We start from the raw sequence: 23,615 nt of genomic DNA on the forward strand, positions 1-23,615 counted from the left end.
AAAACTTAAATGGTTACGTCTTCTTTTTTAGCAAACATGATATCAATTACTTGTTTAATATGTGCATCCCTTAAAGAATAAAAAGCTAACTTTCCTTCTTTGCGATAATTGGCAATTCCTATATTACGCAGCAGTCTTAAGTGATGAGAAGCAGTCGCAACTGTAGAGCCTACAATATTGGCTACGTCACATACACATAATTCCTCGCCTTTATACAGAGCCAAGACGATTTTAAGCCTCGTTTCATCTCCTAACGCTTTGAACAGGGCAGAAACACCTTGAACAGCTTCGGCATCGATAGCAGGCTTAATACGATTTACTTTTTCTTCATTAAAACAATAAATATCACAGCGGTCTTTTGGCATGATTTCCTCCTTCATTCAAACATTCAAATGATTGTTTGTTTATAATATATGTCAATTTCAAAAAATGTTCAAACATTTATTGATTATTCGGAATTTTTTTCTGAGCAAAACATAAATATAGAAAGTATGCCTATTAGTGTATGTACTCTGTACTAAATGGTGCGGGCGAAAAGAGAATGACTTTACATGCAGGCCAAAACAAAAAGCCACCCCTGTAGGTAGCCTTTTAATGACTTTAAAAATGATAGAAATAATGGAATATAGCTTAGACTTTGTTTACTTAATTAGCGTTTTAATCGGTTAAATAATAAATCTGCTGAATTATTTAACACCTTGTCCGACTCTTTTAATCGTTTGTCCGAGTTTTCTAAATAGGATTGAGCAGATAATACAACATCTAACGGATCCTTGACATTCTTCTTTTCGGTACATACTAAATGCCCTACACCATTTTTCCAATGAATCGTGCATTTAAAATTCACAAATGTATTATCGGTCGTTCTCAAACGCAAATGCCTGATGATGGGGTTAGGTGAGGAGTGCTGAGACAGCATCCACATTGCTTGTTTCCGGTCGTCTTTATGAATAATGCTCCACAGACTGGAGACTGAAGAAAAATAAGAATGTGCTTGACTAGAAAAATGAAGGATTTCACCTTCTTGATTTAATTGAAAGTAAGGAACGGGGATCCATTTAAGTATGTTACTTTCCATCATGCACCTCTCCCAACTTAAGTAATTCCTTTTACCATATCACAATTACCTAATATTTGTATGATTTTTATTATTTTCCCCATGCTTTTCCCCGTTTTAAGCTGTAAAAGCTAAAGAATTATTCAGTTTAAAACACTTGAAAAAAGAACATACGTTCGATAAACTAAAAATTAAAGGAGCGAATTCTATGCGACAGCTACTTCAAGAAAGCTACTCTTCAAAACGACCTGTTGAAATTATTTATATGGACGATAAAGGATGTTTGACACAGCGATTTATTATTGTGTATAAAATTTATCCTCAGAGCGTAAAAGCTTGGTGCTTACTAAGGAACGAGAAACGAACGTTTAAAATAGAGAATATCCTTTCATGCGGATTCAGCAATAAAAGGAAAAGCAGTTTTAGGCAGAAAGCTCACTCAATTTAAGAGGGGCTTTTTCATATCATTTCCTCTTATGGCGTGTGAGTTATTTTCATACACTATATCCACCAGAAAGGGGAATGAACATGACATTAAACCAAGGAAATAAAACTAAACACATCGCTAAAGGAAGAACGGAAAAAGATGATATGACAATGCAGGTTGAGAAAAAACAGCATGAAGCACAAAGTACCTCTTTGTCTCATAATAATTGTCGGGCAAACCTTGATGGAGATTAATCTAAAAAAGGAAAGCTTTCGTTTCCGAAGCTTTCCTTTTTTGTGTATATCGCATTTTTAAGTTAACTCGTATTTTTCTGAGCCAATCACAATATAGTCTCTCGCTTGATAGATGAATTTTACCGATTTCTCACAAACTTCGTACGAATAATTTTCTAAAACATTGTTTTTTTGATTAATATATTGCATAAAAACGCTTTGAAAATAACCGTTCTCCACAAAAAGTTCCCCGGCTTTGCACAGCTTCTCATGTGCTTCTTCCAGCCATTTTGCAATTTGACTGTCGTTGTTAGCAAATGTAAGGATGTGTGCATAGTGACCTGATAAATCCGTCATATCCTCTTTATCCCGGTCAAAATAAAACACTTTTTCTTTTTTTGACTGCAGCCTTTGTTTATGCAAAGTGATATTTTTTAACAGTTCTTTTTCAACGTCTTCTTCGGGACTTATATAGATGGGGCAGGTGCCTGCTACCTCACCTTGATCTGTAAATAATACAACATAGTACAAATCAAACATCATATCTCTCCCTTCACGTGTTCATACTATCCTATCTCGCATCCTTCACTTTTAGAATCATTTTTCTGACGTTTGTGCAACATTGGTTCTAATGTATTACTCATAAGCGAACCTCAGTTTTAACGGGAAAGAAAAGGGGAAATGAAAATAAAAATTCTGCGTTTCTTCATTATAATAAGAAAAAACGATCTGTTTACTAGTATTTAAATCTTTTGAAAAATCAAAATAAATAATGATTGATTTCGTCACTTTATTGTGTTTTCATAATAAAGTGTAAAAAGACCATTTTTCTTTCAGAGAGAAATGAGATAGAGTGCTTCTGTGTTGATTCTTTCTTTTGAATATAGTATACATACAGGGGTATAGAAATTAATTGGGAGGAAAACATGGCGATACTATATATGAGCATAGGTATTTTACTTTTATTAATTTGTTACAGTTTTTATAAACGCTATGTGCCGGTGCAGGGAATAAAGAAAGTGACGACCGTCGACTGTGCTTCTACAACAATTTCGTATGTAGATGTTCGTCATTTTCATGAAATGAAACAAAACCCCTGTCAAAAAGCAATCCATATTCCGCTTCCTTATTTAGAGAGACAGCATGCAGAAATTCCATATAAAGAAGTGGTCGTAATTGTTCCTGACAGCATTTCCCGAAATTTAAGCATTCGGCAGCTCAAAAAGCATGGGTATCAGGTCAAGGGATACATGTGTGCGGAAAGATGTGTGTAATAAAAAGAACAGCAAAAGACCCTTTATAGGGTTTCCTTTTGGAAAGCTGTGATATATAAGCTGAAAGATACCTGTGTCAAAACGGGTATCTTTTTTTGTTATGAAGACGAGAAGGGGGCAGGGATCGGTTTCTTTTGGTTCAACAGCTACTGAGTCTTTTAGCGTATTTTTATGACAAAAGGTTTGAAAAATCCCTTTTGTGGTAAAAAAAAACGTAGTTCTCCTAGTGCATAGACAGAGGTTTAATAGGAAGTTATAATTTAGGCAATTACATAAAAGGGGAGTAAGCTAAGGAAGGTGAATAGATGTGCGAAAGATAAAGCGGTTGCTATTTCTGTTCATTTGTATAGCGGTTGTAATTGTTGCGTATGAGATGATTCGATATCCGATTGAAAACAATGCTGCAAGTGTGCAGCAGCATTTGCGAAATTGGGAGCATAAAGAAAGTATTGATGGTTCTGCAAGGATTACGCTGCAAGATTTTAAACGGGTTGATCACTCTAATACATACATAGCCTTATTCTCCATACCTGGTGATAAAGAAGGAATGGCCGTATTGAAGCAAGGATGGAACAAACGCCTGCGTATTGAAGTCAGTACCAAAATGAGCAATTTAGTGGATTATGATGATATCCATACAAATAAAGGGACATATGCGCTGTTTACAGGAACAAATAGAAGTAAACAAATTGAGCGAGTAAAGGCGGCTTTGGTGCACGATACATATACAATTGATGCCGCGGTCCCAAAAAGTGATTATTTTGTGCTGTATGAAAAGATACCGAGTCATATTAAACATCCGTTTCCAGCAACGACAACGCTGCTAGATAAAGCAGGGGATGATATCACGGTTAAAGAATTTATGGATCAAGAGCTGCGTGAATAACACGCAGCTCTTTTCTATAATAAAAAGCTTTTAAAAAAAATTCACGTTTTGTTCATATTTTCGAAAGAAAGAATTTTAAGCAAAAAAATCAAATATTTGCTACAAAGTAAAGGGGAATTAACGGGCAAAATAAGTTTCATACAAGGCGTCACATTTTCTTTGAAAATTTGTCACAAAATATTCAATTATGTCGATGTGTATTGATATATCAATGTTGAAGCAAACATACAAAGCTAATTTTGCAGTTATTCCTAAAGAAATAGTTAAGAAATGGGAGCTAGATCCTTTTATTTACATTTATTCATACCAAATTATGTGATAGAATATCGCAAGGTTGAAGCACTCTAACCCCATTGGTACAGTCACTATATTAGAATATTTTTAATATAAAAAAATAAAGCAAAAGGGACGAAAAAAATGTCATTTTGTATTACAATAGTAGTGGCCTACAAATAAGGGGGAAGAGAGTCTGTATAAAAATGTCGTTATCTAGCGAAAGATAGCGCATTTTGAATGTTCATCAATATAGGCTTCGCATCATGTGTTGTTAGAAAGGAGAGTTTTAAGTGAAACCAAAAAAAGGATTTTGGAAGCTAGTAGGTTTACTATCTGCGCTTTCACTAGTATTTTTGAGCGGTTGTTCAAAGCTTGCTGTATTGAACCCGCAAGGTCCTGTTGCAAAAACGCAATCTGATTTAATCATTTGGTCTATGTGGATGATGTTGATCGTGGTTGTTGTCGTATTTGCTATTTTTATATTTGTTCTTGTCAAATATCGTGAAAAACCTGAAAACATGGACTATGAGCCACCTGAGCAAGAAGGTAACTTAAAGATGGAGGTTATTTGGACAGCATTCCCAATCATCATCTTAATTCTATTAGCAGTGCCAACTGTTAAAGCGATCTATTCTGCAGAAGAAGTACCGGCAGAATCAAAGGATAAAGATCCAATCGTGATTCACGTTACATCTGCAAACTGGAAATGGATTTTCAGTTATCCGGAACAAAATATCGAGACGGTTAACTACGTAAACATTCCAGCGGATACGCCAGTGAAATTTGAGTTAACAGCTCAAGGGCCTATGAACTCATTCTGGGTACCAGAACTTGGCGGACAAAAATATTCGATGAACAACATGTCAATGCCATTATACTTAGAAGCTGATAAGCCTGGTTCTTATATGGGACGTAGTGCTAACTTCTCTGGTGAACATTTCACTCAAATGCAGTTCGAAGTTCAAGCTCAAACGGACAAAGACTTCAAAGAGTGGGTTAGCGACGTAAAAGGCACAGCTGGTAAACTGACTGAAAAGAAATATGATCAAATCCTAAGCCCAGGCGTTGTTGGTCGTCAAACTTACAACGGTACACATTTAAAATGGATTGACCATGCAAAAGATGTATACATTCCTGGCAAAGAGCTAGAACGTGGTACAGGACATGATCACAGCAAGATGAAAGAAGACGAAAAAACGAGTAATGAAGAAATGGAAAACATGGATCACTCAAATCATGAATAACATTCATTTATTACACTAAATAACGTAATGATTGGGGGAAGACATAATGAAGCTAGATGAATTTTTCGTCACTGGCGAACCTATGATTTACGCTGCTGATGCAGCAATCGCTATGACGGTCATCGGTATCGTTTTTGTCTTAACATATTTCAAGAAATGGAAATGGTTATGGACAGAATGGTTAACAACAGTTGACCATAAAAGACTCGGTGTCATGTACATCCTTTCAGCTGTATTAATGCTTTTCCGCGGCGGAATCGATGGAATCATGATGCGTATGCAGCTTGCATTCCCGGGTATGAACATTTTAGATGAACATCACTACAACGGAGTCTTCACGGCTCACGGTGTTATCATGATCTTATTCATGGCAATGCCATTTATTATCGGACTAATGAACGTAATCGTTCCATTACAAATTGGTGCGCGTGACGTAGCATATCCGTTCTTAAACGCAATTAGTTTCTGGACATTCTTTATGGGAGCAATGCTATTTAACCTTTCTTTCGTAATCGGAGGAGCTCCTGATGCAGGTTGGACAAGTTACTTCCCGCTTGCAGGTAAAGAATTCAGTGAGGGCATCGGAAATAACTTCTATGCCGTTTCACTACAGATTGCTGGTGCTGGTACATTAATGACTGGTATCAACTTCTTTGTAACAATTTTAAAAATGCGTGCTCCTGGCATGACAATGATGAAAATGCCAATGTTTACTTGGTCAATCTTCATCACATCAATTATTATCATTTTCGCGTTCCCTGTATTAACAGTAGCGCTTGCACTTATGACACTTGACCGTGTATTCGGAACAGCCTTCTTTACAATGGCTAACGGCGGTCTTCCAATGATGTGGGCTAACTTATTCTGGATTTGGGGTCACCCTGAAGTATATATCGTTATTTTACCGGTATTCGGTGTCTTCTCAGAAGTTATCAGTACACATTCTCGTAAGAACTTATTCGGTTATAAAGCAATGGTTGTATCAATGGTCGGTATCGCATTCTTAAGTTACCTTGTATGGGTGCATCACTTCTTTACAATGGGTAACTCACCGTCAGTTAACTCGTTCTTCTCAATCACAACGATGTTAATTGCCGTACCAACCGGAGTTAAAATCTTTAACTGGCTCTTTACAATGTATAAAGGCCGTATCAAATTTACGACTGCGATGCTTTGGTCATTAGCGTTTATTCCAAACTTCGTAATCGGTGGGGTAACAGGGGTTATGCTTGCGATGGCATCAGCCGATTATCAATATCATAACAGTTACTTCCTAATCGCTCACTTCCACTATGTATTAATCTCTGGTACAGTGTTTGGCTGTTTCGCAGGTTTATACTTCTGGTATCCAAAAATTTTCGGTCACACGTTGAACGAAAAATTAGGAAAAATTTCATTCTGGATTTTTGTTGTTGGATTTAACGTATGTTTCTTCCCACAATTCTTCCTAGGTTTAGACGGTATGACTCGTCGTATGCAAACTTATGCAGACAACCTTGGCTGGAACGGATTAAACTTAGTTTCAACAATCGGTGCATTCTTAATGGGTCTTGGCTTCTTCGTATTAGTAGTTAACTTATTATACAGTGCATGGAAAAACAAACGCGACACTGCAAACGATCCTTGGGATGGTCGTACACTTGAGTGGTGGACTAAATCACCAGTTCAAGCTTACAACTTTGCAGTAATTCCTCATGTGAAAGAAATGGATGCATTCTGGCACATGAAAAAACGTAATGAAACAGAAATTAAAGCAGAAGACTTAAAACCAATTCACTTACCAAGCAATTCTGGTGTGCCGTTTATCTCAGGTATTTTCTGGTTTATCGGTGGATTTGGCTTAGTATTTGAATGGATTCCAATGGCAATCGTTGGATTAGCAGGTATTTTTGCTTGTATGCTTGCTCGTTCATTTGATTATGATCCGGGCTTCTATGTAAAAGTAGATGAAATCAAGAAGGTTGAAGGAATTACAGGGGGTGACAAATAATGGCAGGACATTTAGATAAATCATTGCCGTTAGAATACCAAGAAGAACAAAGTCGCCTGAATATCCTTGGATTCTGGATTTTCTTAGGTGCCGAGATCGCGTTGTTCTCTACGCTGTTCGTAACGTACTTAACGTACCATACGCGTACAGCGGGTGGCCCTACTGCAGAAGAACTGTTCGTTGTTAAAGATTTTATGATCGAAACGCTGTTACTACTATTCAGTAGTTTCACGATGGGAATTGCCATCTTTAAAATGCGTAATAATGATTTAAAAGGACTTTTAGTTTGGTTCGTTATTACGCTTGTCCTTGGTGGAGGATTCCTTTTCTACGAAATTCGTGAGTTTTACATGTACGCAGTTCACGAAGGTGCAACAATGCAAACAAGTGCCTTCTTATCAGGGTTCTTTACACTACTTGGAACGCACGGTCTTCACGTAACAGTCGGTGTATTCTGGGCAATCAGTATTATTATTCAATTAGTAAGACGAGGATTAACACCAGTTACTGCTCGTAAAGTATTTATTATCGGTTTATACTGGCATTTCCTTGATGTTGTATGGATCTTCATCTTTACGCTTGTATACTTGAACGGATTGGTGGGATAAGACATGGAAAATAAACAAGGCCAAAAAGCAGGTTTTCCGCTTAGTCATGTATTTGGGCTTATCCTTTCACTAGCCTTAACATTCGCAGCGCTTGGTTTAGTAGTGCTAGCTGATCTATCAAGAAGCATTACGATGACTCTTATCATGATCCTAGCGTTATTACAAGCAGCAATGCAGCTAGTAATGTTCATGCACATGACTGAAAGTGAAAATGGTAAAGTCCAGGTTGCAAACATTCTTTACAGTTTCTTTATTGCACTTTGTATCGTTGTTGGTACACTGTGGATTCTTGCAGCTCACTTTAACCATTAAAAATAAAACCACTTACTTCGGTAAGTGGTTTATTTTTTTTCATTCAGTTTATATTTCAACGTTTGATATTCTCCCGTGGGAACTTTTTTTACTACTTTTCCTTTATCATCTCTATAAACATTTACTTGTTCGTACACTTCAATTCGGTATCCGCCTCTTTTTTCTGTTTTAACATGAACTTCTTTGACCGACATGTTTAATTGTTCCGCCTCGCCTTCATCTGCAGAGGTTTCAACAGCTCCTCCATCAAGTGAAAGGTGAGATAAGCTGTCAAACGACTGCTGGGAATTGTTATCAACATAGCTTGTCACGACTAAAATGCCGGCAAAAAACAATACTAAAAAAAGCGTCCGGACTTTCATCTTCATCTTAAAACACCCCCGTAAACTGACAAACCAGCACGACTGCACCTAATATCCAAACGTAAATTGCAAACGTTTTTAATGAATGATGCTTTAAATAATTGATCATCCATTTTACCGCTACATAACCAAATAAAGCAGATGAAAGGGTGGCGACGAATAAAAAGAAAACGGAAAGCTGCTCGACTTCACCTGTGACTACATCTTTTAACTGAAGTAACACCGCTCCGCAAATAGCGGGAGTCGACAATAAAAATGAAAAGTAAGCGGCTGTTTCACGGTCTAATTTTCGCATTAACGCAGCTACCATCGTTAAGCCCGATCGAGATACAGCAGGGAATATCGCAGCTGCTTGAAACGAGCCGATAAAAAAGGCATCTCCGTATGAAATATGATCCATTTTTTTATAGCCATTTTTTACGGAATCACCAAACCATAAAAGCAGTCCCGTCGCAAGAAATTCCCAGCCAATCGTTAAGCCAGATTTAGAAATACTGTCAAAATAGTCTTTGAACAAAAGACCAATCGCAACTGCAGGGATTGTTCCTATCACTAAAAGCCCTGTAAGCTTGCTAAAGGGATGACGAATAATATGCCATAGCTCACGCTTATAAAAGACAAACACAGCAAGCAGAGTGCCCATATGCAGCATCGTATCTAAATACAGTCCTGCATCGTCTAAGCCAAATAAGTGGCGTCCTAAATACAAATGCCCCGTGCTGCTTATCGGTAAAAACTCTGTAAGCCCTTGAATGATTCCCAAAATAAATGCTTCAAACCACGACATCTTATCACCTCATACAGCGTGTCCTTATTAGTAGTGTATAGAGGAAGTTCTGAGAACATGACAAAAACATGGAAGTATAGGCATTCATTTAGTGAAATAAATACATAAAAATAGGTCATAGTATAAGAAGAGACGACCATTCTTATCTCCATCTCATCCACAATGAATGGAAAGAGGTGCTAAAAATGATACGAAAATGGGTTGCTGTATGCGTCGTATTCGCTGCTTTTATTTTTCCGCAGGCAGTAAGTGCTGAACAGCCAAAAGTAGAGATATTTCAAATTGAAACGGGCAGAGTCGTTCGTTCAACGCTCAAACCCCCAAGTGTTCAAAAAGAAGCCGAAAAAAGTATTGCGTCCATTACTGGTTTATATAAAAAGGCAAGTCCGCTTCCTAAAAAAGGCTATCTTGTTAAAGTACCTCTTGATCCAGCCGTAAAAATTGAAAATAGTGCGGTCAACACGCTGGCAAGTGAAGTTATTTTTGTTCTTGAGCCGAATCAAAAGCCAATCATGATGGTATTTGACAATGAAAATAGAACCTATTTTTTTGAATTCACTCATGATTTAACTCTTCTCAGAAAAGCATTACAGCTATAAGTCATCGAAATGATGGCTTTTTTTTACATAGAAAGTTGACAGTTTATTATGATAAATGTAATATATTTAGAAAAGTCAGAAATAATAAGGGGGAGAATTATGTGATAGCTCTACGACCGTTCTCCAAAAAAGACTTTAAACAGCTAATGGATTGGATTCCCTCCGAGTCATTTATGGTGCAATGGAGCGGCTCTAGCTTTTCTTTTCCGCTTACTCCTAGACAGTTAAAACACTACATTCGATATGCAAATGAAGATGGTGCTTCTACCTATGCTTTTTCCGTCATAGATGAAAATGAACAGCTTATTGGGCATATTTCTCTTGCTCATATTGATTATTATCATAAAACAGGAAGAATTGGCCGAGTACTGCTTGGTGAAAAGTATAGAGGAAAAGGGCTTTGCTCGCACATGTTTGAAAAAGTGTTAGCTTTCGGTTTTGAAGAACTGGGTCTTCACCGAATTTCGCTCGGCGTCTTTGATTTTAACGAGCGGGCGATTCAGTCCTATGAACGAATTGGCTTTACACGCGAAGGCCTTCTTCGAGATGTCCGGCTTGTAGATGGACAGTACTGGAGCTTAATTGAAATGAGTATGTTAGACAGTGAATGGGCACAGCGTGATGTGCATCAAAAATCAAGCTAAAATCTACTAGTGAAAAGCCAGCTTCTCAACAAGCAGGCTTTTTTGACATGTGCTTAAATTTCTCTAAAAAGGTATAAATTTTCATTCATTAAGGCATATAGAGAGTAAGTGATGTGTAAAGGAGACCATATGAATGAAAAAATACAAAATAGGGATCTTAGCGGCATGTATTTTGCTTTTAGGAACCGCTGGATTTGGAATTGCCTATCAACAGCAAACATCTGCTAAAGAGCAGTCTCACTCGTTTAATGTACTGGTGATGGGCGTAGATGAAAGGCCGGGAGATACAGGCCGCTCAGATGTATTAATGGTGGTCAACTTAGATACGAGCCACAATAAAGCAAAAGTTATGCCGATCCCTAGAGATACACGCGTGCACATTGATGGAAAAGGAACGGATGAGAAAATTAATCATGCTTATCGATACGGAGGGATTCCTTTAACCGTGCGCACGGTTGAGAAATTCTTAGATATCGATGTCGATTATTATGTGAAAGTAAATATGGAAGGCTTTAAAGATGTAGTAGATGAACTTGGCGGAGTGAACGTTAAGAACCCGTTTCCTTTTGTGTTTGATTCATTTATCTTTCCTGAAGGAGAAAATGCGTTGAACGGCGAAAAAGCTCTTGCTTATGTGAGGATGAGACACGAAGATCCAAAAGGAGATTTAGGAAGAAATAATCGCCAGCGCCAAGTAGTGGAAGCTCTATTAGATAAAGGAATGAACATGTCAACGGTGAAAAACATTCCAAGTCTCCTCACGCTTGTAAAAAAGCATATTCGAACGAATATTGATGTCAGCGATGCATTTACGATGTATAACATCATTAAGAATGGCCGGCCTGATTTCGAAACGGTAACGGTAAAAGGAGAAGGGCAAATGGTAGATGGTACATGGTATTATGTTGTCAAACCATCTGAAAAAAAACAGCTGAGCGCTATGTTTCAACAAACCAATGAATAAAAAAGAGGGCTGAAAAAATTCAGCCCTCTTTTTATTCACCAATTTCTTCTTGACGCTGCAAGCAGGAAATTTGTTTTTTCTCTGGATGGACACCAAATGTATAGCCCCACGTTTGCAATTTATCTAGAATGATTTCGTCTTTTTTAAAGCCAAAGATCATCACTACATCTTGGTTTTCATCTAAAAGCAAATACTTTTCATCTTTGCGCCACATCGTTAAGTTTGACGCGTAGAAAAGATTCCAGCCGTTATTCATGCGATGACCGGTTGCTTGGTTTTTATAGTTGACAATCATATTTCTTCCTCCATTAGTGAATCTTTCTAAAAGTAAAACTTCAAAGAATATTATAAACGTTCTATTCCTAGAAATCTATTATTTATCCTGTTGAGGGGAACTCGCCGTGATGTTTATAAAATACATGTGATAAAAGATTTAGTATATAAGGATATATTTGTATAAAACGAGAGTCGATAAGTAAGAAAACGGAGAAAAGGAGGGTCTAAAAGCGTATATAATTGAAAAAAATATAAGTTATCTAGCTTTAAAGACTTAAAAACACGCTTTTCAGACCATGGACATGCTTTTTCAAATTTCTACCTACAAGAAAGAAGGCAGAGGTGCGAAATGTGTAGGTGAATCTAAATGAGTTTACGGTAAACATGAGGCCCCAAAACGTGGTACATGCTAGAAAAGGGGGAAATTCAACGATGTCAAAAAAAGCGCTATGGATTAAAAATGCTTCGCAAGTTGTAACGGCCAAAGAAAATAAAGGTCCTTTAGCTGGAAAAGAAATGAGGAACTTGACGGTGATTGAAAATGGCTCAGTCTGGATAGAAGGAGATCAAATTGTGACCGTAGGTACAACAAAAGAGCTAGAACAAAAATATGAAAGGGAAAGAAATGACGCAACGATTATTGATGCTTCTCATAAAATTGTGACTCCGGGTCTGATTGATCCCCATACACACGCTGTGTACGCTGGCTCGCGTGAAGAAGAATTTTATAGGCGGTTTGAAAGGCCAACTTCTTACTTGGATTTATTAGAAGAAGGTGGAGGTATTCACTCCACTGTCGTTCAAACACAGGAAGAGTATGCGTACCGGATTTATCAGCAGAGCTATGAGCGTCTTACGTCTTTTCTAGCTCACGGAGTCACAACTATAGAAGTTAAAAGCGGGTATGGCTTAGAACTAGAAACAGAACTAAAGCAGCTGCAAATCGCTAAAATGCTGAATGATACGCATGCAGTTGATGTAGTAAGTACCTTTTTAGGCGCACACGTCGTACCTCTTGTATATAAAAAAGATACGCAGAAATACGTCAATTTACTTATTCACGAAATGATTCCTCAAATTTCTTCTTATAACCTTGCAGCATTTAATGATGCTGTATGTCTTCCAAATGCTTTTTCATTCAAACAATGTCAAGAAATACTCGAAGCCGGGAAAAGATATGGCATGCTTCCTAAAATACATGCCGACCCCTTTGAATACTGCAGAGGAGCGGAGCTCGCAGCAGAGGTAGGAGCGATATCAGCAGATTATCTTTTGTATGCTTCTGATGAAGGATTAAAGAAACTGGCTGAAAAACGGATCGTAGCCACACTTTTACCCGGGAATTCCTTATTTGTTGGAATGAAATGGCCAGATGCTAGAAAAATGATCGATTTAGGAGTTCCGGTTACTCTTTCTACAGACTGCAATCCAGGTTCATCTCCAACGACTTCACAGCAATTTGTGATGAACCTGGCATGTATGAATATGAACATGAGTCCTGAAGAAGTGCTTGTAGCCACAACTCTTAACGCAGCTCATGCTATTAATCAAGGAGATAAGATTGGGAGTATTGAAGCCGGAAAACAGGCTGACCTAGCGATTTTTAATGTCTCTAGTTATCGAACCCTTCAATATCAGTATGGCTTAAATCATATTGACTGCGTAGTAAAAAAAGGAGAAGTAGTTGTAGAAAACGGAAAAGTTTTGTAAAACAAGTTTATAGAAAAAGAGAAAAGGGTAAAGAATAGAGAATTTGTCACACATGCAAAGGCAGGGAATTTAGATATGATTACAAAACAAAATGTTATTCCATTACTAAAAGAAGCTTGCCCATCTTTTGAGCCAAGCGAAGAAGTGGACCTCAACGATAAAGACGAGCTGCAGCATGAATTAAGCCGTGTTGCGGGTCATTTAATCTCTCTTGAATATAACGGCCAGCTCCAGCGTGAACCGGACGTATTTGAAGCGATTGAACAGCTGTATATAGAAGGTGAAGCTGATGTGAAAGAAGCTGTTACAACGGGACTCTTTCAAGCAATGCATGAAATGATTATAGATCAGCAAATTAGCCCAGAAGAAATTGGAATGCTATTAAAACCTCACTCACTGAAGTGGTGGAAAACGATTGACCATTTTAGCGAAAACAGTGCTGAACAGTAAGGAAAAAGAACGTCATGGAAACATGATGTCCGTGACGTTCTTTTCTTTTACTGTTCTTTTTTCAACTGTCTCTCTAAAATAAAAGGACCAAATGGAATAACCGACATAAGAAATGCAAATAAAGAGCGGCCGATTGACCATTTATGCGCGAATTTCACATGAACGACTGCAAGAGCGTACAGCACAAAAAGTGCACCGTGTGCTGCGCCTACAACTGATACAGCTTCGGGTATGCCTGCTGCATATTTTAGCGGCATAGCAATGCCAAGCAGCAGTAAAAATGAAATTCCTTCTAAAATTCCTACTAAACGCAGGCGACCGATTGGTGATGTAAGAACCATGTTTTCTCCTCCCGTAACGACGGAATAAATTTCTGTATCAATGACAAAAATGTACCATAGCGAGCTCTTCATATACAAGCATCATTTGTATCTGTCACAAAAAAGTCGAAAACGCTTTAATTTGCTTTATAGAAGTATTTTGTTTGAAAAACTGACATACTCTTGTGATGCAAGGGATAAAAGAGCACACTACGTGTTGACAAGTTATTTTAATTATTTTATATGTATAGTATCGAAAACGTATGAGAGGATTTTTTACCATGACAAACCGAGAACAGCAGAGAGAGAAAATTTTAGGTGCTGCTTTTGAAGTGTTCGGATCCAAAGGCTACTATGAAGCAAAAATGATTGATATTGCTAAACTAGCGGGTGTATCTAAAGGAACGCTTTACTTGTACTTTTCGTCTAAAGAGTCGCTTTATATCGCTGTGAACAATCGTTCGTTTGATGAGTTTTTGTATCATGCAAAGCGAAGAACGGATGAATGCCAAACGTTTCATGAAAAGCTGTATTCAATTGCGAAGCATCACCTGCTCTTTTTTTACGAAACTAAAAAATATCCGGACTCTTTTTGGCAAGCCCCTCACCAAATGCCAGAAATGATGGGTCGTCTTCATCAATTTTTTGAGGATTATCACGGGCTTGTTGCTAAATTGATTGAAGAGGAGAAAATAAAAAATGCTTTCTTACACTCAAAAGCGTTTTGCAGTATGTTAAATGGGTATAGGATGGATATCGTTTCCGATGATGATATAACAGAAGAAGATATCACGAACTATGCGGAGTTCATTGTGAACTTATACATTGAAGGCTGCTATTTTGAGACCCAAAAATGACTCGTCGGTACTGGTTGATAATGGAGGGATATGATGAATACCAGCAGCACAGTAATTAATTTTTCATATTTTCAAGAACAAACCGTTACCAAGGTTAACACAGACAATACCCTGCCGTTTTCTCTTGGATTTAGTAAAGGTGGACTTGTGGCAGAATGTCCATGGAGACTAAAAAACAAACGCAGCATCTTGCTTGGTCAAGCGGACTGGAAATCGCTACATTCTGCCGAGCAGCGTCAGCAAGTCGAAGCACTGCTGCTTGGCCAGCACATTATCTCTATACAGTGGTATGAAGATATCGGTATACTTCGAATTACATTTTCTAATGGGTATGCGCTAGATATGTTTCACGACAGCTCTTTTTTGAAGGTTGGGATTTATATGGTCAAGACGGCTTTTCTTTTATCTCCCTGCCAGGGGGAGCGTGCGACCATCAAATTTCAGTTTGTATAGACAGCTCATCAGCACATGAAAGGAGGTGAGTTTTTTTACGAAAAACTGACCCGCGGGTACTCTAAAATTGTTAAAAAAAATAAAACGGGTCTGCAGCTATTAAAGGATGAAGGCTTTTCAAATAACTTAGTTACGTAACGGAGGAAAAAGATGAATTTTTTGACGAGATTTAGTTTAAAAAATGCGGTAGCTGTGTTTATCGTTTCATTTTTACTTATTTTAGCGGGGCTATATTCATTTTCAAAACTAAAAATTGATTTACTGCCGAATATCGAATTTCCGCAGCTGTCCATTGAAGCAACGTATCCAGGGGCTTCTCCTGATGACGTAAATGAAAGCGTCACGTCGAAAATCGAAGACCAAGTGAAAGGAATTGAAGGCGTTAAAAGCGTACAAAGCGTATCGTATGAAAACGTCGGTATTATTAATTTAGAATTCCCTTTTAATACGGATTTAGATAAAATTGAACAGCAAATTAACTCGTCGATAAAAGAATTAGATTTACCAGAGTCATCAAATGTAGACGTAAACCGTTTTTCATTTGGTTCATTCCCGATTTTCAACATTTCACTGTTTGCGAAAGATGATGCAAATCTTGAAAAAGTATTAAACGATGAAGTGATTCCTGAATTGAATAAAATTCAAGGTATTAACTCCGTCTCAGTTGGCGGCGTGAAAGAGGACCTTTTACAAATTACGGTCGATAAAGAAAAAGCAGCTCAAGCTGGCTTAACGCTTGATGGGATGAAAGAACAAATTAATCAAAAAGCTGTTTCATTCCCAGCAGGAACATTAAACGGAAAAGAGCTTCAAATTCCAGTGCGAGTAGAAGAAAAAGTTGCGACGATCGATGCATTAAAGAAAATCCAGCTGAAATCTACGATGAATCCTGAAGCAAAGCCTGTGAAGCTTGGCGATATTGCCAAAGTCGAAGCCGTAACAGAACAAGGCGAATATACACGCTATGACGGCAAAGATGCACTGTCGATGGCCATCACAAAAAAACAAGATGCTAATACAGTTGAAGTGGCGAGCGAAACGATGAAAATTTTGAAAAAATATGACGATCAGTTAGACTACGCAATCGGCTTTGACTCAGCTGACGGCATTGAAAAGTCTGTTGAAACATTAGTGCGCGAAGGATTGCTCGGAGCATTATTTGCGTCACTTGCCGTGCTGATTTTCTTGCGTAACTTCCGCGCTACAATCATTGCCATTATATCGATTCCATTATCGCTGTTAGTATCAGCTATTTTCTTAAACCAGCTTGATATTTCACTTAACATTATGACACTAGGCGGAATGGCTGTAGCCGTTGGGCGCGTAGTGGATGACAGTATTGTTGTGATTGAAAATATTTTTAGACGCGTTCGCCGTTCAGAAGAAGGCATGAGCAACGGGCTTGTCGAATCGTCCACAAAAGAGATTTTAAAAGCCATTACCTCGTCTACCATTACAACGGTTGTCGTATTCTTGCCAATCGGCTTTGTAGGAGGAATTACAGGAGAGTTCTTCTTGCCGTTTGCCTTAACAGTTGTTTTTTCACTGTTAGCATCTCTTCTTGTAGCGATTACAATCGTGCCGATTCTAGCAAAGTTTGCATTTAAAAAAGTCCCGCCTGAAGAAAAAGAAGGAAAGCTGCAGCGCGGATATGCAAAAGCGATTGCATGGTCGCTTAATCATAAAATCAAAATTTTAATTTTATCCTTTATTTTACTGTTTGGCTCATTTGCACTTGTTCCTTCACTTGGCTTTACGTTTATTCCAAATGAAGAACAAAAAATGCTTCAGGCCAACGTTCAATTACCAGCATCTACATCACTTGAAAAAACAAACGATGTATCTTTAAAAATTGAAAAGATGTTTGCGAATCAAAATGAAATTTCAGATGTGACTACGGAAGTTGGATCACGCGACTTTTCAACAGGTGTAAAACGCCCAAACCAAGTTGGCTATTTCTTGAACGTAAAAGAAGGCGTGAATGTCGATACGTTTATTGATAAAGTTCAAAAGAAAATGGAAAGCATCACGAAAGAAGAATCGCCTAAAGCAACAGTTAATGTACAAGAAGCATCAACAGGAGGGCCTCCTACAAATAATAACGTAACGGTTGATTTATATTCTTCTAATTTAAATGACTTGCAAAAGGCAGCTAAGCAAGTGGAAAACCACTTAAACAAAGACAAACGTCTTAAATATGTAACAAATAACTTCTCAGATAAGCAAAAGCAGCTTGTAGTAGAAGTAGATCCTGATAAAGCCGCAGAGTACGGAGTATCTGGATTTCAGCTGCTTGGTACAATCTCAGACCAAACCAAACCAGTATCCGTTGGAGACTTAAAATTAGATAATACAAAACGAGCGGTTCAGCTTTCGTACGATAAAGACCTTAGTTCAGTAAAAGAAATTAAAGATCTTCAAGTATTTACAGAACGAGGGCCTGTGTTAGTAAAAGATATTGCTGACGTTCGTACAATTGATACGTTCACTTCTATTCAAAAGCTTGACGGCAAAGTATTTGCGCGAGTGGAAGCAGATATTAAAGGCGATGATGTTCAAGCTGTGACCAAAGATGTTGTAGATGGAGTGAAAAAGTTAGACTTGCCAAAAGATGTGAGCTTGGACGGTGGAGGCGGAAGCGACGAGACAGTGGAAGTCTTCCAATCTCTAGGTCTAGCTATTTTAACGGCAATCGGCCTTGTGTATTTAACGATGCTCGTTACGTTTGGAAAAGCGCGTATTCCATTTATCATTTTATCGTCACTCATTTTTGTGCCAATCGGTTCGTTAGTTGGTCTAGTACTTGCAAAAGAACCGCTGTCCGTCAGCGTCATGATTGGATTCTTAATGCTGATTGGAATTGTTACAACAAACGCGATTGTACTTGTAGATCGAATTACCCAAAATCGTGAACAAAAAGGCATGACGATCCGCCAATCCCTTATTGAAGCTGGGAAAACGCGCTTGCGTCCAATTTTAATGACGGCGTTTGCTACCATTGCTGCATTAATTCCGCTGGCGCTTACTACATCAAGCGGAACGCTGATTTCAAAAGGCTTAGCTATCACGGTGATCGGAGGGCTTGCGTCATCTACCCTTCTTACCTTAATTATTATTCCAGTGGTATACGAACTCTTCTTCGCAAAGCAAGTGAAAAGAGAAAAACAGCTGGAAAAAGAAACGACATAAGAACTATTTTCTAATAGAGGAAAATATGACCATAGACTATATGTTATAATAAAAGTACGTTTTAACCCCTTATATTATAGAAAAAGAAGCGGCGCTTTCAAGCGCCGCTTCTTTTTTATGTAAAGTCATTATTTACAAAAAATGATTAAATGTCTTGTATGGAGGGAAAGAGTGTTAACAGGAAGCTTTACTATATCATCGTAGAGTTATCTAAAAAACATACAAAGTACAGGAGTGTCGTTTTCGTGAGTTCAACAAAGAAAGTTGTATTTATCAGTTCCCTTATCTTAAATGTCCTTTTCATAGGTGTTTTTGCTTTTTATGCAACAAGCAGCAGCGCGATGAAAAATCCGCTGTCATCTAAGGATTCGTCTAAGCAAAGCTATAGAGATAATCCTTATTACATTGAACGGACCACTTTGTTCAAGCAATTAAGTATTCCTAAAGAGTCAATCGTATTTCTCGGTGATAGCATTACCCAGCGCTCTGAATGGAGCGAACTTTTTCATAATAAGCAGATTGTCAATCGAGGCGTAGCCGATGATACAACAGAAGGGGTATTGCATCGTCTAAAAAGTATTACAGATGCTAAGCCAAAAAAGATTTTCTTAATGATTGGCATTAACGATTTAAATGAGCAAAAATCTGTAAAAAAAACCAAAGCCAATTACGCTGAAATTCTTGAACGTATTCATAAAGAATCACCCAATACAAAAGTCTATATTCAAAGTGTACTGCCCGTGAACAATAAAAAATGCGGCGACGCAGTGGACAATAAAGATGTTATCGCATTAAATAACTATTTAAAGCGTCTAGCTAAGAAACACAACGATTCTTACATTGACCTGTATTCGAAAGTATCTACACATAATCAGTTAAAAAGTAATTTCACGGTTGATGGTCTTCATTTAAAAGGCCAAGGCTATGCTATTTGGAAAAAAGAGGTTCAGGCATACGTAAATCAATAAAAAAAGCGCTCCGAAAGGAGCGCTTTTTTTTAGATAAGCTCTGGTAAATGTTTTTTAGCATCGTATTCGACAAGAGCATCTCCGTTTTTGATGCGCTGTAAATAATCAGGATTTGAAATAAGCGGGCGGCCAATAGCAGCTACGTCGATCCAGCCGGCTTGCAGCGCTTTTTCAGCTGATTCAGGCGTTAAGTCACCTACGCCGATAATCGGTCCATCCCAGTACTTACGCGTAATTTCATAAAGATTTTGACCGTTTTGAACATCTTCATAAAAATCCAGCATAGATGGATGAATGATCTCAATTCCTGTTTCTTTAAACGCTTCTGTATACGTTTGAATAGCTTTTTCAGTATCATCCCAGCGGTAGTCTGGTTTATCAAGCTTATGAGGAGAGAAACGAATCACAACGCGCTCTTTTCCAATGGCGTCGATAACAGCCGAAATCACTTCTTTCATAAACGTTAATCGCTGTGCAAGGTCGCCTCCGTATTCATCAGTGCGTTTATTAGACCAGTCTGAATTAAACTGATCGATTAAATAGCCGTGAGCACCGTGAATTTCAACGCCATCAAATCCTGCTTCAATGGCATTTTTAGCGGCTTGGGCGTACTGTTCTACAACTTCTTTAATATCTTCTTTTGACATTTCTTCAGGCTCTTCGTAGGGCTTGCGGAAACGAGGCACTTGGCCTTGTGCTGCAATAGCGGAAGGGGCCTGAGGCTTATGTCCATTGATTAACCCGGAATGACTCAAGCGGCCAACGTGCCAAATTTGAGCGATAATCGTGCCGCCTTCTTCATGAACAGCTTCTGTTACAGGCTTCCATGAATCAATTTGTTCTTGGGTATAGATACCCGGAACGCCAGGATTTCCTTTTGCGCGTTCGCTGATAACAATTCCTTCACTAATAATTAAGCCAATACCATCCTTTGCGCGGCGGCTGTAATAGTCTACAACGTCTTGACCGACTACGCCTGTCTCTGGATCAGCAAAGCATCTTGTCATCGGTGCCATTGCTGTACGAGTGTGTAAATCAAATGCTTCAATGTTTGTTGGTTGGAATAGTTTTTCAAATTTACTCATTTTATATTCAGCTCCTTAAGAGGAAAGTATAGCTGCGAACGTTTTGCAGCGGGTTCAGTTTATTGTAACAGGGGATTTGTTTTATCTTCAAACATTTCGACTTCCGAAAAAGTTCAGAAAAAAAAAGCCGGCTGTCTTTACAGCCAACTTTTACAACATTAATGCTGTTTGTTAGGAAGTTTTTTTTCAGGATGCCCAGTAGCTTGACCCTGCTTGTTTTTACGCTGCTTTTCTTGATTGTCATTCAGTTTTTGAACAAATTCATTTGTGTTTTCCATTATCCAAACCTCCTTTATGAACTTTCCCTGTTACTATAACCCATTGCACGTAAAAACATGACGCGAATCCGTTAAAAGCAACTTCATATGTGCACTGGTATATAGAAATCAACAGGAAAATCGTGTATACTGTTGTAAAAATAACGTTAATGTTTCGTGAGTTTATAATTTCTTATTCATTCATGAACAAGAAAAGGTGTTACGCAATGAGTGATTTTTTTAGCGGGAAAGAAATGTCGTTTATTTTGATTTTGACATTCAGCGTGTACATATTTGTCTGGAATGTGCCCCTTCAAGCGACAAATGCCATGATGATCTACTTTATCCTGCTGTTTTTGTATACAGTCAGTAAACTGCTTTTTTCTCCTCAGTTCCGACAATTTCCGCTTGTTAAGGTGCTTTTGGCCATTTTATTCGTTCTTATGCTGGCTGAAATAATCGTTGCTTACAGCACTCATAGCATAAAGATTACAGATTTAAATCATATTTTCGATTATTTTAGTCATATGGATTTGTATTCATAGTATGTACAGCAAACAAATGATTTACCACGATATCCTCTCCGAGTGCTGGCTGTGCTTTTTTATATTTTTTACACCCTGCTTGCACAAGGAAAGAGAAAGCGTACGTTCTTTGACCAAAAGATCAGGGGAATGCCAAATTTCTTTGAATAGCTCTGTTAAGATGCTTTCGCAAGCATGTGGATCTTTTACTGCTGAATAGACAAGACGATACAAAAGCGATTCATATCGATTGTAAAGCTGATGAAGTGCTTCTTTCTTTCGGATTTTTATCTCTTGAATGAGTAAAAGATCATTGTTCATAACCGAGCCCCTTCGAAAATCAATTATAGTTCATTGTACCCTCGTTAAGATGAGTATAAACACCTAAAAAGGAGAGGCTTATGAGCGATGTAGTATCAAAAAAACAAGGCAAAATATTCAACGAGATATCGAACAAGGGAACTTGGGGAAAGTGAGAGACCGCCTGCACAGTTTGCTCGTTACGTATCCAAATGAGCTGATAAACTTATTGTAGCTGGATGTGCATTGATTTTCCTTACAGTCGTCAGTTTACTAATCATTGGCGTATATACAGTTTGTACATGGCTGTTTTCATGAAGAAAAGGTGCACAGATGTGCACCTTTTCTTTATGAATGCTGCTTCACTACGTGATTTACAATTTTTTCGGCTGCAGCGGCGGGTCCAGCTGCCTGTTCGAAACTTACGTTGATTTCTTTTATCCCTTTCTTGTAGCGGTCGTCATGTATGACTTCGTCAACGGCACTCCTTAAAAGCGAGGCATTTACCGTTTCTTTTGCTAAGCGATACCCGGCGTTTAGCTCCACGAGCCTTTGAGCAACGAGCGGCTGATCTTTTCCGTGAGGTAAAACGACTAACGGTACGTTAAAATGAATAGCTTCATTTACACTGTTCATGCCTCCGTGCGTGATAAAAACGTCAGCTTCTTTTAACACGTCAAGCTGAGGAACATAGGGCGAAATAATAAAATGCTCTGGTGCTTTTCTTATCTTTTTAAAATCAGCCCGGTCTCCTGCTGCAATCACAACTTTTCCATCAAAGTCGCTAAATGCGTCGATGCAAAGGTTAAAAAAGCCTTCTACATCGTCGAGTACTGTTCCCATTGAAACATAAAGAACTTTTTCATCTCTTAGCTTTTCTAACGGAAAATCATGAGAGGTGTGACGCTTTGGAAAGCTTGGCCCAATAAATAAACAGGATTCATCAAAACGTTCATGAAGCGGCTGAAAAAAGCGGCTTGTGTATACGACCGTTAATTCGCCTTCATTGTTCATAAATTGAAGCAGATTTTTAGGTTCTACGCCAAACTGATTTTTGAGCAAGCTGAGCCCGTACTGAGCTTTTTCGTCAGGTTTAAATGGAACATCTGAATCCGGATGCAGAGGCATCATTGCTAAGCGTTCTTTTGGCATTAAAAAAGAAGCAGATGATACAATCCCGGGAATTCGCAAATAATCACGTACTAATTCCCCTGCTCCAAACTTGTCGTAAAACACAAAGTCAAAGTCAATTTTTTTTGATAATGAATGAACAAGCTTCAGCGTATCTAAAGACGTTTGGATGTGGATATTTAAAAAGGCGTTGATTCCTTGAGCAGTTTCAGGCTTGATGGATACACCGCTTAATAAGTCCCGGTGAGTGTGTACGATAGCCCCGGCGTTTTCAAGACGCTCTTTAAAACGCTCGGCCGTAATGTAATGAACGGCATCACCTCGATCTGAAAAAGCTTTTACCATTCCAAGCGTTGGGTTTACGTGACCTTCAGCGGGAAAATTGATCATTAAAATGTTTGCCATTTTTTCACTTCACTTTCGGTAAGATTT

At 38.3% G+C, this 23,615-nt stretch carries 27 protein-coding genes and 2 pseudogenes; 18 read left to right on the forward strand and 11 right to left on the reverse strand.

All coding sequences use genetic code 11. From position 1 onward, the window contains the following. Positions 1-5: 5 nt before the first annotated feature. Positions 6-365 (reverse strand): ArsR/SmtB family transcription factor, encoded by a 360-nt coding sequence (locus LAV82_RS14110; protein ID WP_013057833.1) that lies wholly within the window; start codon positions 363-365, stop codon positions 6-8. Positions 366-649: 284 nt separating this feature from the next. Next, the gene (locus LAV82_RS14115) at positions 650-1,078 is read right to left on the reverse strand and encodes a PAS domain-containing protein (protein WP_244856568.1); all 429 of its coding nucleotides are present in this window, start codon (positions 1,076-1,078) and stop codon (positions 650-652) included. A gap of 507 nt (positions 1,079-1,585) precedes the next feature. On the opposite strand from LAV82_RS14115, the gene LAV82_RS14120 reads away from it, so the two are divergent. Beyond that, complete coding sequence (locus tag LAV82_RS14120; protein ID WP_013057831.1) at positions 1,586-1,738, forward strand: hypothetical protein; 153 nt, start codon at positions 1,586-1,588, stop codon at positions 1,736-1,738. A 57-nt stretch (positions 1,739-1,795) separates the two neighbouring features. Here the strand turns inward: LAV82_RS14120 and LAV82_RS14125 are convergent, their stop codons facing one another. Beyond that, complete coding sequence (locus LAV82_RS14125; RefSeq protein ID WP_029322774.1) at positions 1,796-2,257, reverse strand: hypothetical protein; 462 nt, start codon at positions 2,255-2,257, stop codon at positions 1,796-1,798. Between the two features lie 386 nt (positions 2,258-2,643). On the opposite strand from LAV82_RS14125, the gene LAV82_RS14130 reads away from it, so the two are divergent. The 6 genes from LAV82_RS14130 to qoxD all read left to right on the forward strand — a co-directional run bounded on the left by LAV82_RS14130 (position 2,644) and on the right by qoxD (position 8,307). Next, positions 2,644-2,991: a rhodanese-like domain-containing protein gene (locus tag LAV82_RS14130; protein WP_013057829.1), complete on the forward strand. Its 348-nt coding sequence runs from the start codon at positions 2,644-2,646 to the stop codon at positions 2,989-2,991. A 307-nt stretch (positions 2,992-3,298) separates the two neighbouring features. Next, positions 3,299-3,877: a hypothetical protein gene (locus LAV82_RS14135; protein WP_013057828.1), complete on the forward strand. Its 579-nt coding sequence runs from the start codon at positions 3,299-3,301 to the stop codon at positions 3,875-3,877. Positions 3,878-4,443: 566 nt separating this feature from the next. After that, the gene (gene qoxA, locus LAV82_RS14140) at positions 4,444-5,397 is read left to right on the forward strand and encodes a cytochrome aa3 quinol oxidase subunit II (RefSeq protein WP_013057827.1); all 954 of its coding nucleotides are present in this window, start codon (positions 4,444-4,446) and stop codon (positions 5,395-5,397) included. 46 nt (positions 5,398-5,443) lie between these two features. Next, entirely contained in the window at positions 5,444-7,387 is a 1,944-nt protein-coding gene (qoxB, locus tag LAV82_RS14145) for a cytochrome aa3 quinol oxidase subunit I (RefSeq protein WP_013083896.1), read from the forward strand. After that, positions 7,387-7,995 (forward strand): cytochrome aa3 quinol oxidase subunit III, encoded by a 609-nt coding sequence (gene qoxC / locus LAV82_RS14150; protein WP_013057825.1) that lies wholly within the window; start codon positions 7,387-7,389, stop codon positions 7,993-7,995. The genes qoxB and qoxC overlap by 1 nt, the downstream gene beginning before the upstream one ends. A 3-nt stretch (positions 7,996-7,998) precedes the next feature. Continuing rightward, positions 7,999-8,307, forward strand: a complete 309-nt coding sequence (qoxD, locus tag LAV82_RS14155) for a cytochrome aa3 quinol oxidase subunit IV (RefSeq protein WP_013057824.1) — start codon at positions 7,999-8,001, stop codon at positions 8,305-8,307. Positions 8,308-8,336: 29 nt separating this feature from the next. Here the strand turns inward: qoxD and LAV82_RS14160 are convergent, their stop codons facing one another. Together LAV82_RS14160 and LAV82_RS14165 are read right to left on the reverse strand one after the other, a co-directional pair. Beyond that, a complete protein-coding gene (locus LAV82_RS14160; protein ID WP_013057823.1) occupies positions 8,337-8,675 on the reverse strand; it encodes a hypothetical protein in 339 nt (112 codons plus the stop codon). A gap of 1 nt (position 8,676) precedes the next feature. Continuing rightward, a complete protein-coding gene (locus LAV82_RS14165) occupies positions 8,677-9,456 on the reverse strand; it encodes an undecaprenyl-diphosphate phosphatase (protein WP_025751115.1) in 780 nt (259 codons plus the stop codon). Positions 9,457-9,641: 185 nt separating this feature from the next. Here LAV82_RS14165 and LAV82_RS14170 point away from each other — a divergent pair, with 185 nt between their 5' ends. The 3 genes from LAV82_RS14170 (at position 9,642) to LAV82_RS14180 (ending at position 11,663) form a co-directional block, all read left to right on the forward strand. Next, the gene (locus tag LAV82_RS14170; protein WP_013057821.1) at positions 9,642-10,055 is read left to right on the forward strand and encodes a hypothetical protein; all 414 of its coding nucleotides are present in this window, start codon (positions 9,642-9,644) and stop codon (positions 10,053-10,055) included. Between the two features lie 101 nt (positions 10,056-10,156). Next, the gene (locus tag LAV82_RS14175) at positions 10,157-10,699 is read left to right on the forward strand and encodes a GNAT family N-acetyltransferase (RefSeq protein ID WP_211077862.1); all 543 of its coding nucleotides are present in this window, start codon (positions 10,157-10,159) and stop codon (positions 10,697-10,699) included. A 133-nt stretch (positions 10,700-10,832) separates the two neighbouring features. Further along, positions 10,833-11,663, forward strand: coding sequence for an LCP family protein (locus tag LAV82_RS14180; protein ID WP_029322768.1), 831 nt, complete (start codon positions 10,833-10,835; stop codon positions 11,661-11,663). 31 nt (positions 11,664-11,694) lie between these two features. Here the strand turns inward: LAV82_RS14180 and LAV82_RS14185 are convergent, their stop codons facing one another. Beyond that, the gene (locus LAV82_RS14185) at positions 11,695-11,958 is read right to left on the reverse strand and encodes a hypothetical protein (protein WP_013057818.1); all 264 of its coding nucleotides are present in this window, start codon (positions 11,956-11,958) and stop codon (positions 11,695-11,697) included. A 413-nt stretch (positions 11,959-12,371) separates the two neighbouring features. Between LAV82_RS14185 and hutI the strand changes: the two genes are divergently transcribed. Next, positions 12,372-13,649 carry an imidazolonepropionase gene (hutI, locus tag LAV82_RS14190; RefSeq protein ID WP_029322765.1) on the forward strand — a complete coding sequence of 426 codons (1,278 nt, stop codon included), beginning with the start codon at positions 12,372-12,374 and terminating at the stop codon, positions 13,647-13,649. A gap of 75 nt (positions 13,650-13,724) precedes the next feature. After that, positions 13,725-14,099: a DUF7674 family protein gene (locus LAV82_RS14195; RefSeq protein ID WP_029322762.1), complete on the forward strand. Its 375-nt coding sequence runs from the start codon at positions 13,725-13,727 to the stop codon at positions 14,097-14,099. Between the two features lie 47 nt (positions 14,100-14,146). Here the strand turns inward: LAV82_RS14195 and LAV82_RS14200 are convergent, their stop codons facing one another. Next, entirely contained in the window at positions 14,147-14,440 is a 294-nt protein-coding gene (locus tag LAV82_RS14200; RefSeq protein ID WP_013083888.1) for a DUF3817 domain-containing protein, read from the reverse strand. Between the two features lie 260 nt (positions 14,441-14,700). Here LAV82_RS14200 and LAV82_RS14205 point away from each other — a divergent pair, with 260 nt between their 5' ends. The 4 genes from LAV82_RS14205 (at position 14,701) to LAV82_RS14220 (ending at position 19,886) form a co-directional block, all read left to right on the forward strand. Further along, positions 14,701-15,276: a TetR/AcrR family transcriptional regulator gene (locus tag LAV82_RS14205; protein ID WP_499716298.1), complete on the forward strand. Its 576-nt coding sequence runs from the start codon at positions 14,701-14,703 to the stop codon at positions 15,274-15,276. A gap of 33 nt (positions 15,277-15,309) precedes the next feature. Further along, entirely contained in the window at positions 15,310-15,729 is a 420-nt protein-coding gene (locus LAV82_RS14210) for a DUF6188 family protein (RefSeq protein WP_499716299.1), read from the forward strand. A gap of 150 nt (positions 15,730-15,879) precedes the next feature. Then, entirely contained in the window at positions 15,880-18,918 is a 3,039-nt protein-coding gene (locus LAV82_RS14215) for an efflux RND transporter permease subunit (RefSeq protein WP_499716300.1), read from the forward strand. Between the two features lie 245 nt (positions 18,919-19,163). Beyond that, positions 19,164-19,886, forward strand: coding sequence for a GDSL-type esterase/lipase family protein (locus LAV82_RS14220; protein WP_499716301.1), 723 nt, complete (start codon positions 19,164-19,166; stop codon positions 19,884-19,886). Positions 19,887-19,915: 29 nt separating this feature from the next. Here LAV82_RS14220 and LAV82_RS14225 read toward each other — a convergent pair. Then, positions 19,916-20,956: pseudogene (locus LAV82_RS14225) on the reverse strand (alkene reductase); the annotation flags it as partial. Between the two features lie 173 nt (positions 20,957-21,129). After that, positions 21,130-21,249 carry a DUF4023 domain-containing protein gene (locus LAV82_RS14230; RefSeq protein WP_013057809.1) on the reverse strand — a complete coding sequence of 40 codons (120 nt, stop codon included), beginning with the start codon at positions 21,247-21,249 and terminating at the stop codon, positions 21,130-21,132. Positions 21,250-21,455: 206 nt separating this feature from the next. Here LAV82_RS14230 and LAV82_RS14235 point away from each other — a divergent pair, with 206 nt between their 5' ends. Then, positions 21,456-21,773, forward strand: a complete 318-nt coding sequence (locus tag LAV82_RS14235; protein WP_013057808.1) for a hypothetical protein — start codon at positions 21,456-21,458, stop codon at positions 21,771-21,773. 21 nt (positions 21,774-21,794) lie between these two features. Here LAV82_RS14235 and LAV82_RS14240 read toward each other — a convergent pair whose 3' ends face one another. After that, positions 21,795-22,073 carry an RNA polymerase sigma factor gene (locus LAV82_RS14240; protein WP_499716303.1) on the reverse strand — a complete coding sequence of 93 codons (279 nt, stop codon included), beginning with the start codon at positions 22,071-22,073 and terminating at the stop codon, positions 21,795-21,797. 94 nt (positions 22,074-22,167) lie between these two features. On the opposite strand from LAV82_RS14240, the pseudogene LAV82_RS14245 reads away from it, so the two are divergent. Beyond that, positions 22,168-22,272 (forward strand): annotated as a pseudogene (locus tag LAV82_RS14245) (DUF6584 family protein); the annotation flags it as partial. A 128-nt stretch (positions 22,273-22,400) separates the two neighbouring features. Here the strand turns inward: LAV82_RS14245 and LAV82_RS14250 are convergent. Further along, the gene (locus LAV82_RS14250; RefSeq protein ID WP_211077868.1) at positions 22,401-23,588 is read right to left on the reverse strand and encodes a macrolide family glycosyltransferase; all 1,188 of its coding nucleotides are present in this window, start codon (positions 23,586-23,588) and stop codon (positions 22,401-22,403) included. Between the last annotated feature and the right edge of the window lie 27 nt (positions 23,589-23,615).

It is taken from the genome of Bacillus sp. ILBB4 (genome assembly GCF_035064545.1).
Classification (GTDB): Bacteria; Bacillota; Bacilli; order Bacillales; family Bacillaceae_H; genus Priestia.

Bases quoted from the DNA above. Each gene is read 5' to 3' on its own strand.
- LAV82_RS14235 (WP_013057808.1), top strand. From the start codon at position 21,456: ATGAGTGATTTTTTTAGCGGGAAAGAAATGTCGTTTATTTTGATTTTG.
- LAV82_RS14125 (WP_029322774.1), bottom strand. From the start codon at position 2,257: ATGTTTGATTTGTACTATGTTGTATTATTTACAGATCAAGGTGAGGTA.
- qoxC (WP_013057825.1), top strand. From the start codon at position 7,387: ATGGCAGGACATTTAGATAAATCATTGCCGTTAGAATACCAAGAAGAA.
- LAV82_RS14240 (WP_499716303.1), bottom strand. From the start codon at position 22,073: ATGAACAATGATCTTTTACTCATTCAAGAGATAAAAATCCGAAAGAAA.
- LAV82_RS14130 (WP_013057829.1), top strand. From the start codon at position 2,644: ATGGCGATACTATATATGAGCATAGGTATTTTACTTTTATTAATTTGT.
- LAV82_RS14185 (WP_013057818.1), bottom strand. From the start codon at position 11,958: ATGATTGTCAACTATAAAAACCAAGCAACCGGTCATCGCATGAATAAC.
- qoxB (WP_013083896.1), top strand. From the start codon at position 5,444: ATGAAGCTAGATGAATTTTTCGTCACTGGCGAACCTATGATTTACGCT.
- LAV82_RS14180 (WP_029322768.1), top strand. From the start codon at position 10,833: ATGAAAAAATACAAAATAGGGATCTTAGCGGCATGTATTTTGCTTTTA.
- LAV82_RS14215 (WP_499716300.1), top strand. From the start codon at position 15,880: ATGAATTTTTTGACGAGATTTAGTTTAAAAAATGCGGTAGCTGTGTTT.
- LAV82_RS14250 (WP_211077868.1), bottom strand. From the start codon at position 23,588: ATGGCAAACATTTTAATGATCAATTTTCCCGCTGAAGGTCACGTAAAC.
- LAV82_RS14195 (WP_029322762.1), top strand. From the start codon at position 13,725: ATGATTACAAAACAAAATGTTATTCCATTACTAAAAGAAGCTTGCCCA.
- LAV82_RS14115 (WP_244856568.1), bottom strand. From the start codon at position 1,078: ATGGAAAGTAACATACTTAAATGGATCCCCGTTCCTTACTTTCAATTA.
- hutI (WP_029322765.1), top strand. From the start codon at position 12,372: ATGTCAAAAAAAGCGCTATGGATTAAAAATGCTTCGCAAGTTGTAACG.
- LAV82_RS14120 (WP_013057831.1), top strand. From the start codon at position 1,586: ATGACATTAAACCAAGGAAATAAAACTAAACACATCGCTAAAGGAAGA.
- qoxD (WP_013057824.1), top strand. From the start codon at position 7,999: ATGGAAAATAAACAAGGCCAAAAAGCAGGTTTTCCGCTTAGTCATGTA.
- LAV82_RS14230 (WP_013057809.1), bottom strand. From the start codon at position 21,249: ATGGAAAACACAAATGAATTTGTTCAAAAACTGAATGACAATCAAGAA.
- LAV82_RS14165 (WP_025751115.1), bottom strand. From the start codon at position 9,456: ATGTCGTGGTTTGAAGCATTTATTTTGGGAATCATTCAAGGGCTTACA.
- LAV82_RS14160 (WP_013057823.1), bottom strand. From the start codon at position 8,675: ATGAAGATGAAAGTCCGGACGCTTTTTTTAGTATTGTTTTTTGCCGGC.
- LAV82_RS14200 (WP_013083888.1), bottom strand. From the start codon at position 14,440: ATGGTTCTTACATCACCAATCGGTCGCCTGCGTTTAGTAGGAATTTTA.
- LAV82_RS14110 (WP_013057833.1), bottom strand. From the start codon at position 365: ATGCCAAAAGACCGCTGTGATATTTATTGTTTTAATGAAGAAAAAGTA.
- LAV82_RS14210 (WP_499716299.1), top strand. From the start codon at position 15,310: ATGAATACCAGCAGCACAGTAATTAATTTTTCATATTTTCAAGAACAA.
- LAV82_RS14170 (WP_013057821.1), top strand. From the start codon at position 9,642: ATGATACGAAAATGGGTTGCTGTATGCGTCGTATTCGCTGCTTTTATT.
- LAV82_RS14205 (WP_499716298.1), top strand. From the start codon at position 14,701: ATGACAAACCGAGAACAGCAGAGAGAGAAAATTTTAGGTGCTGCTTTT.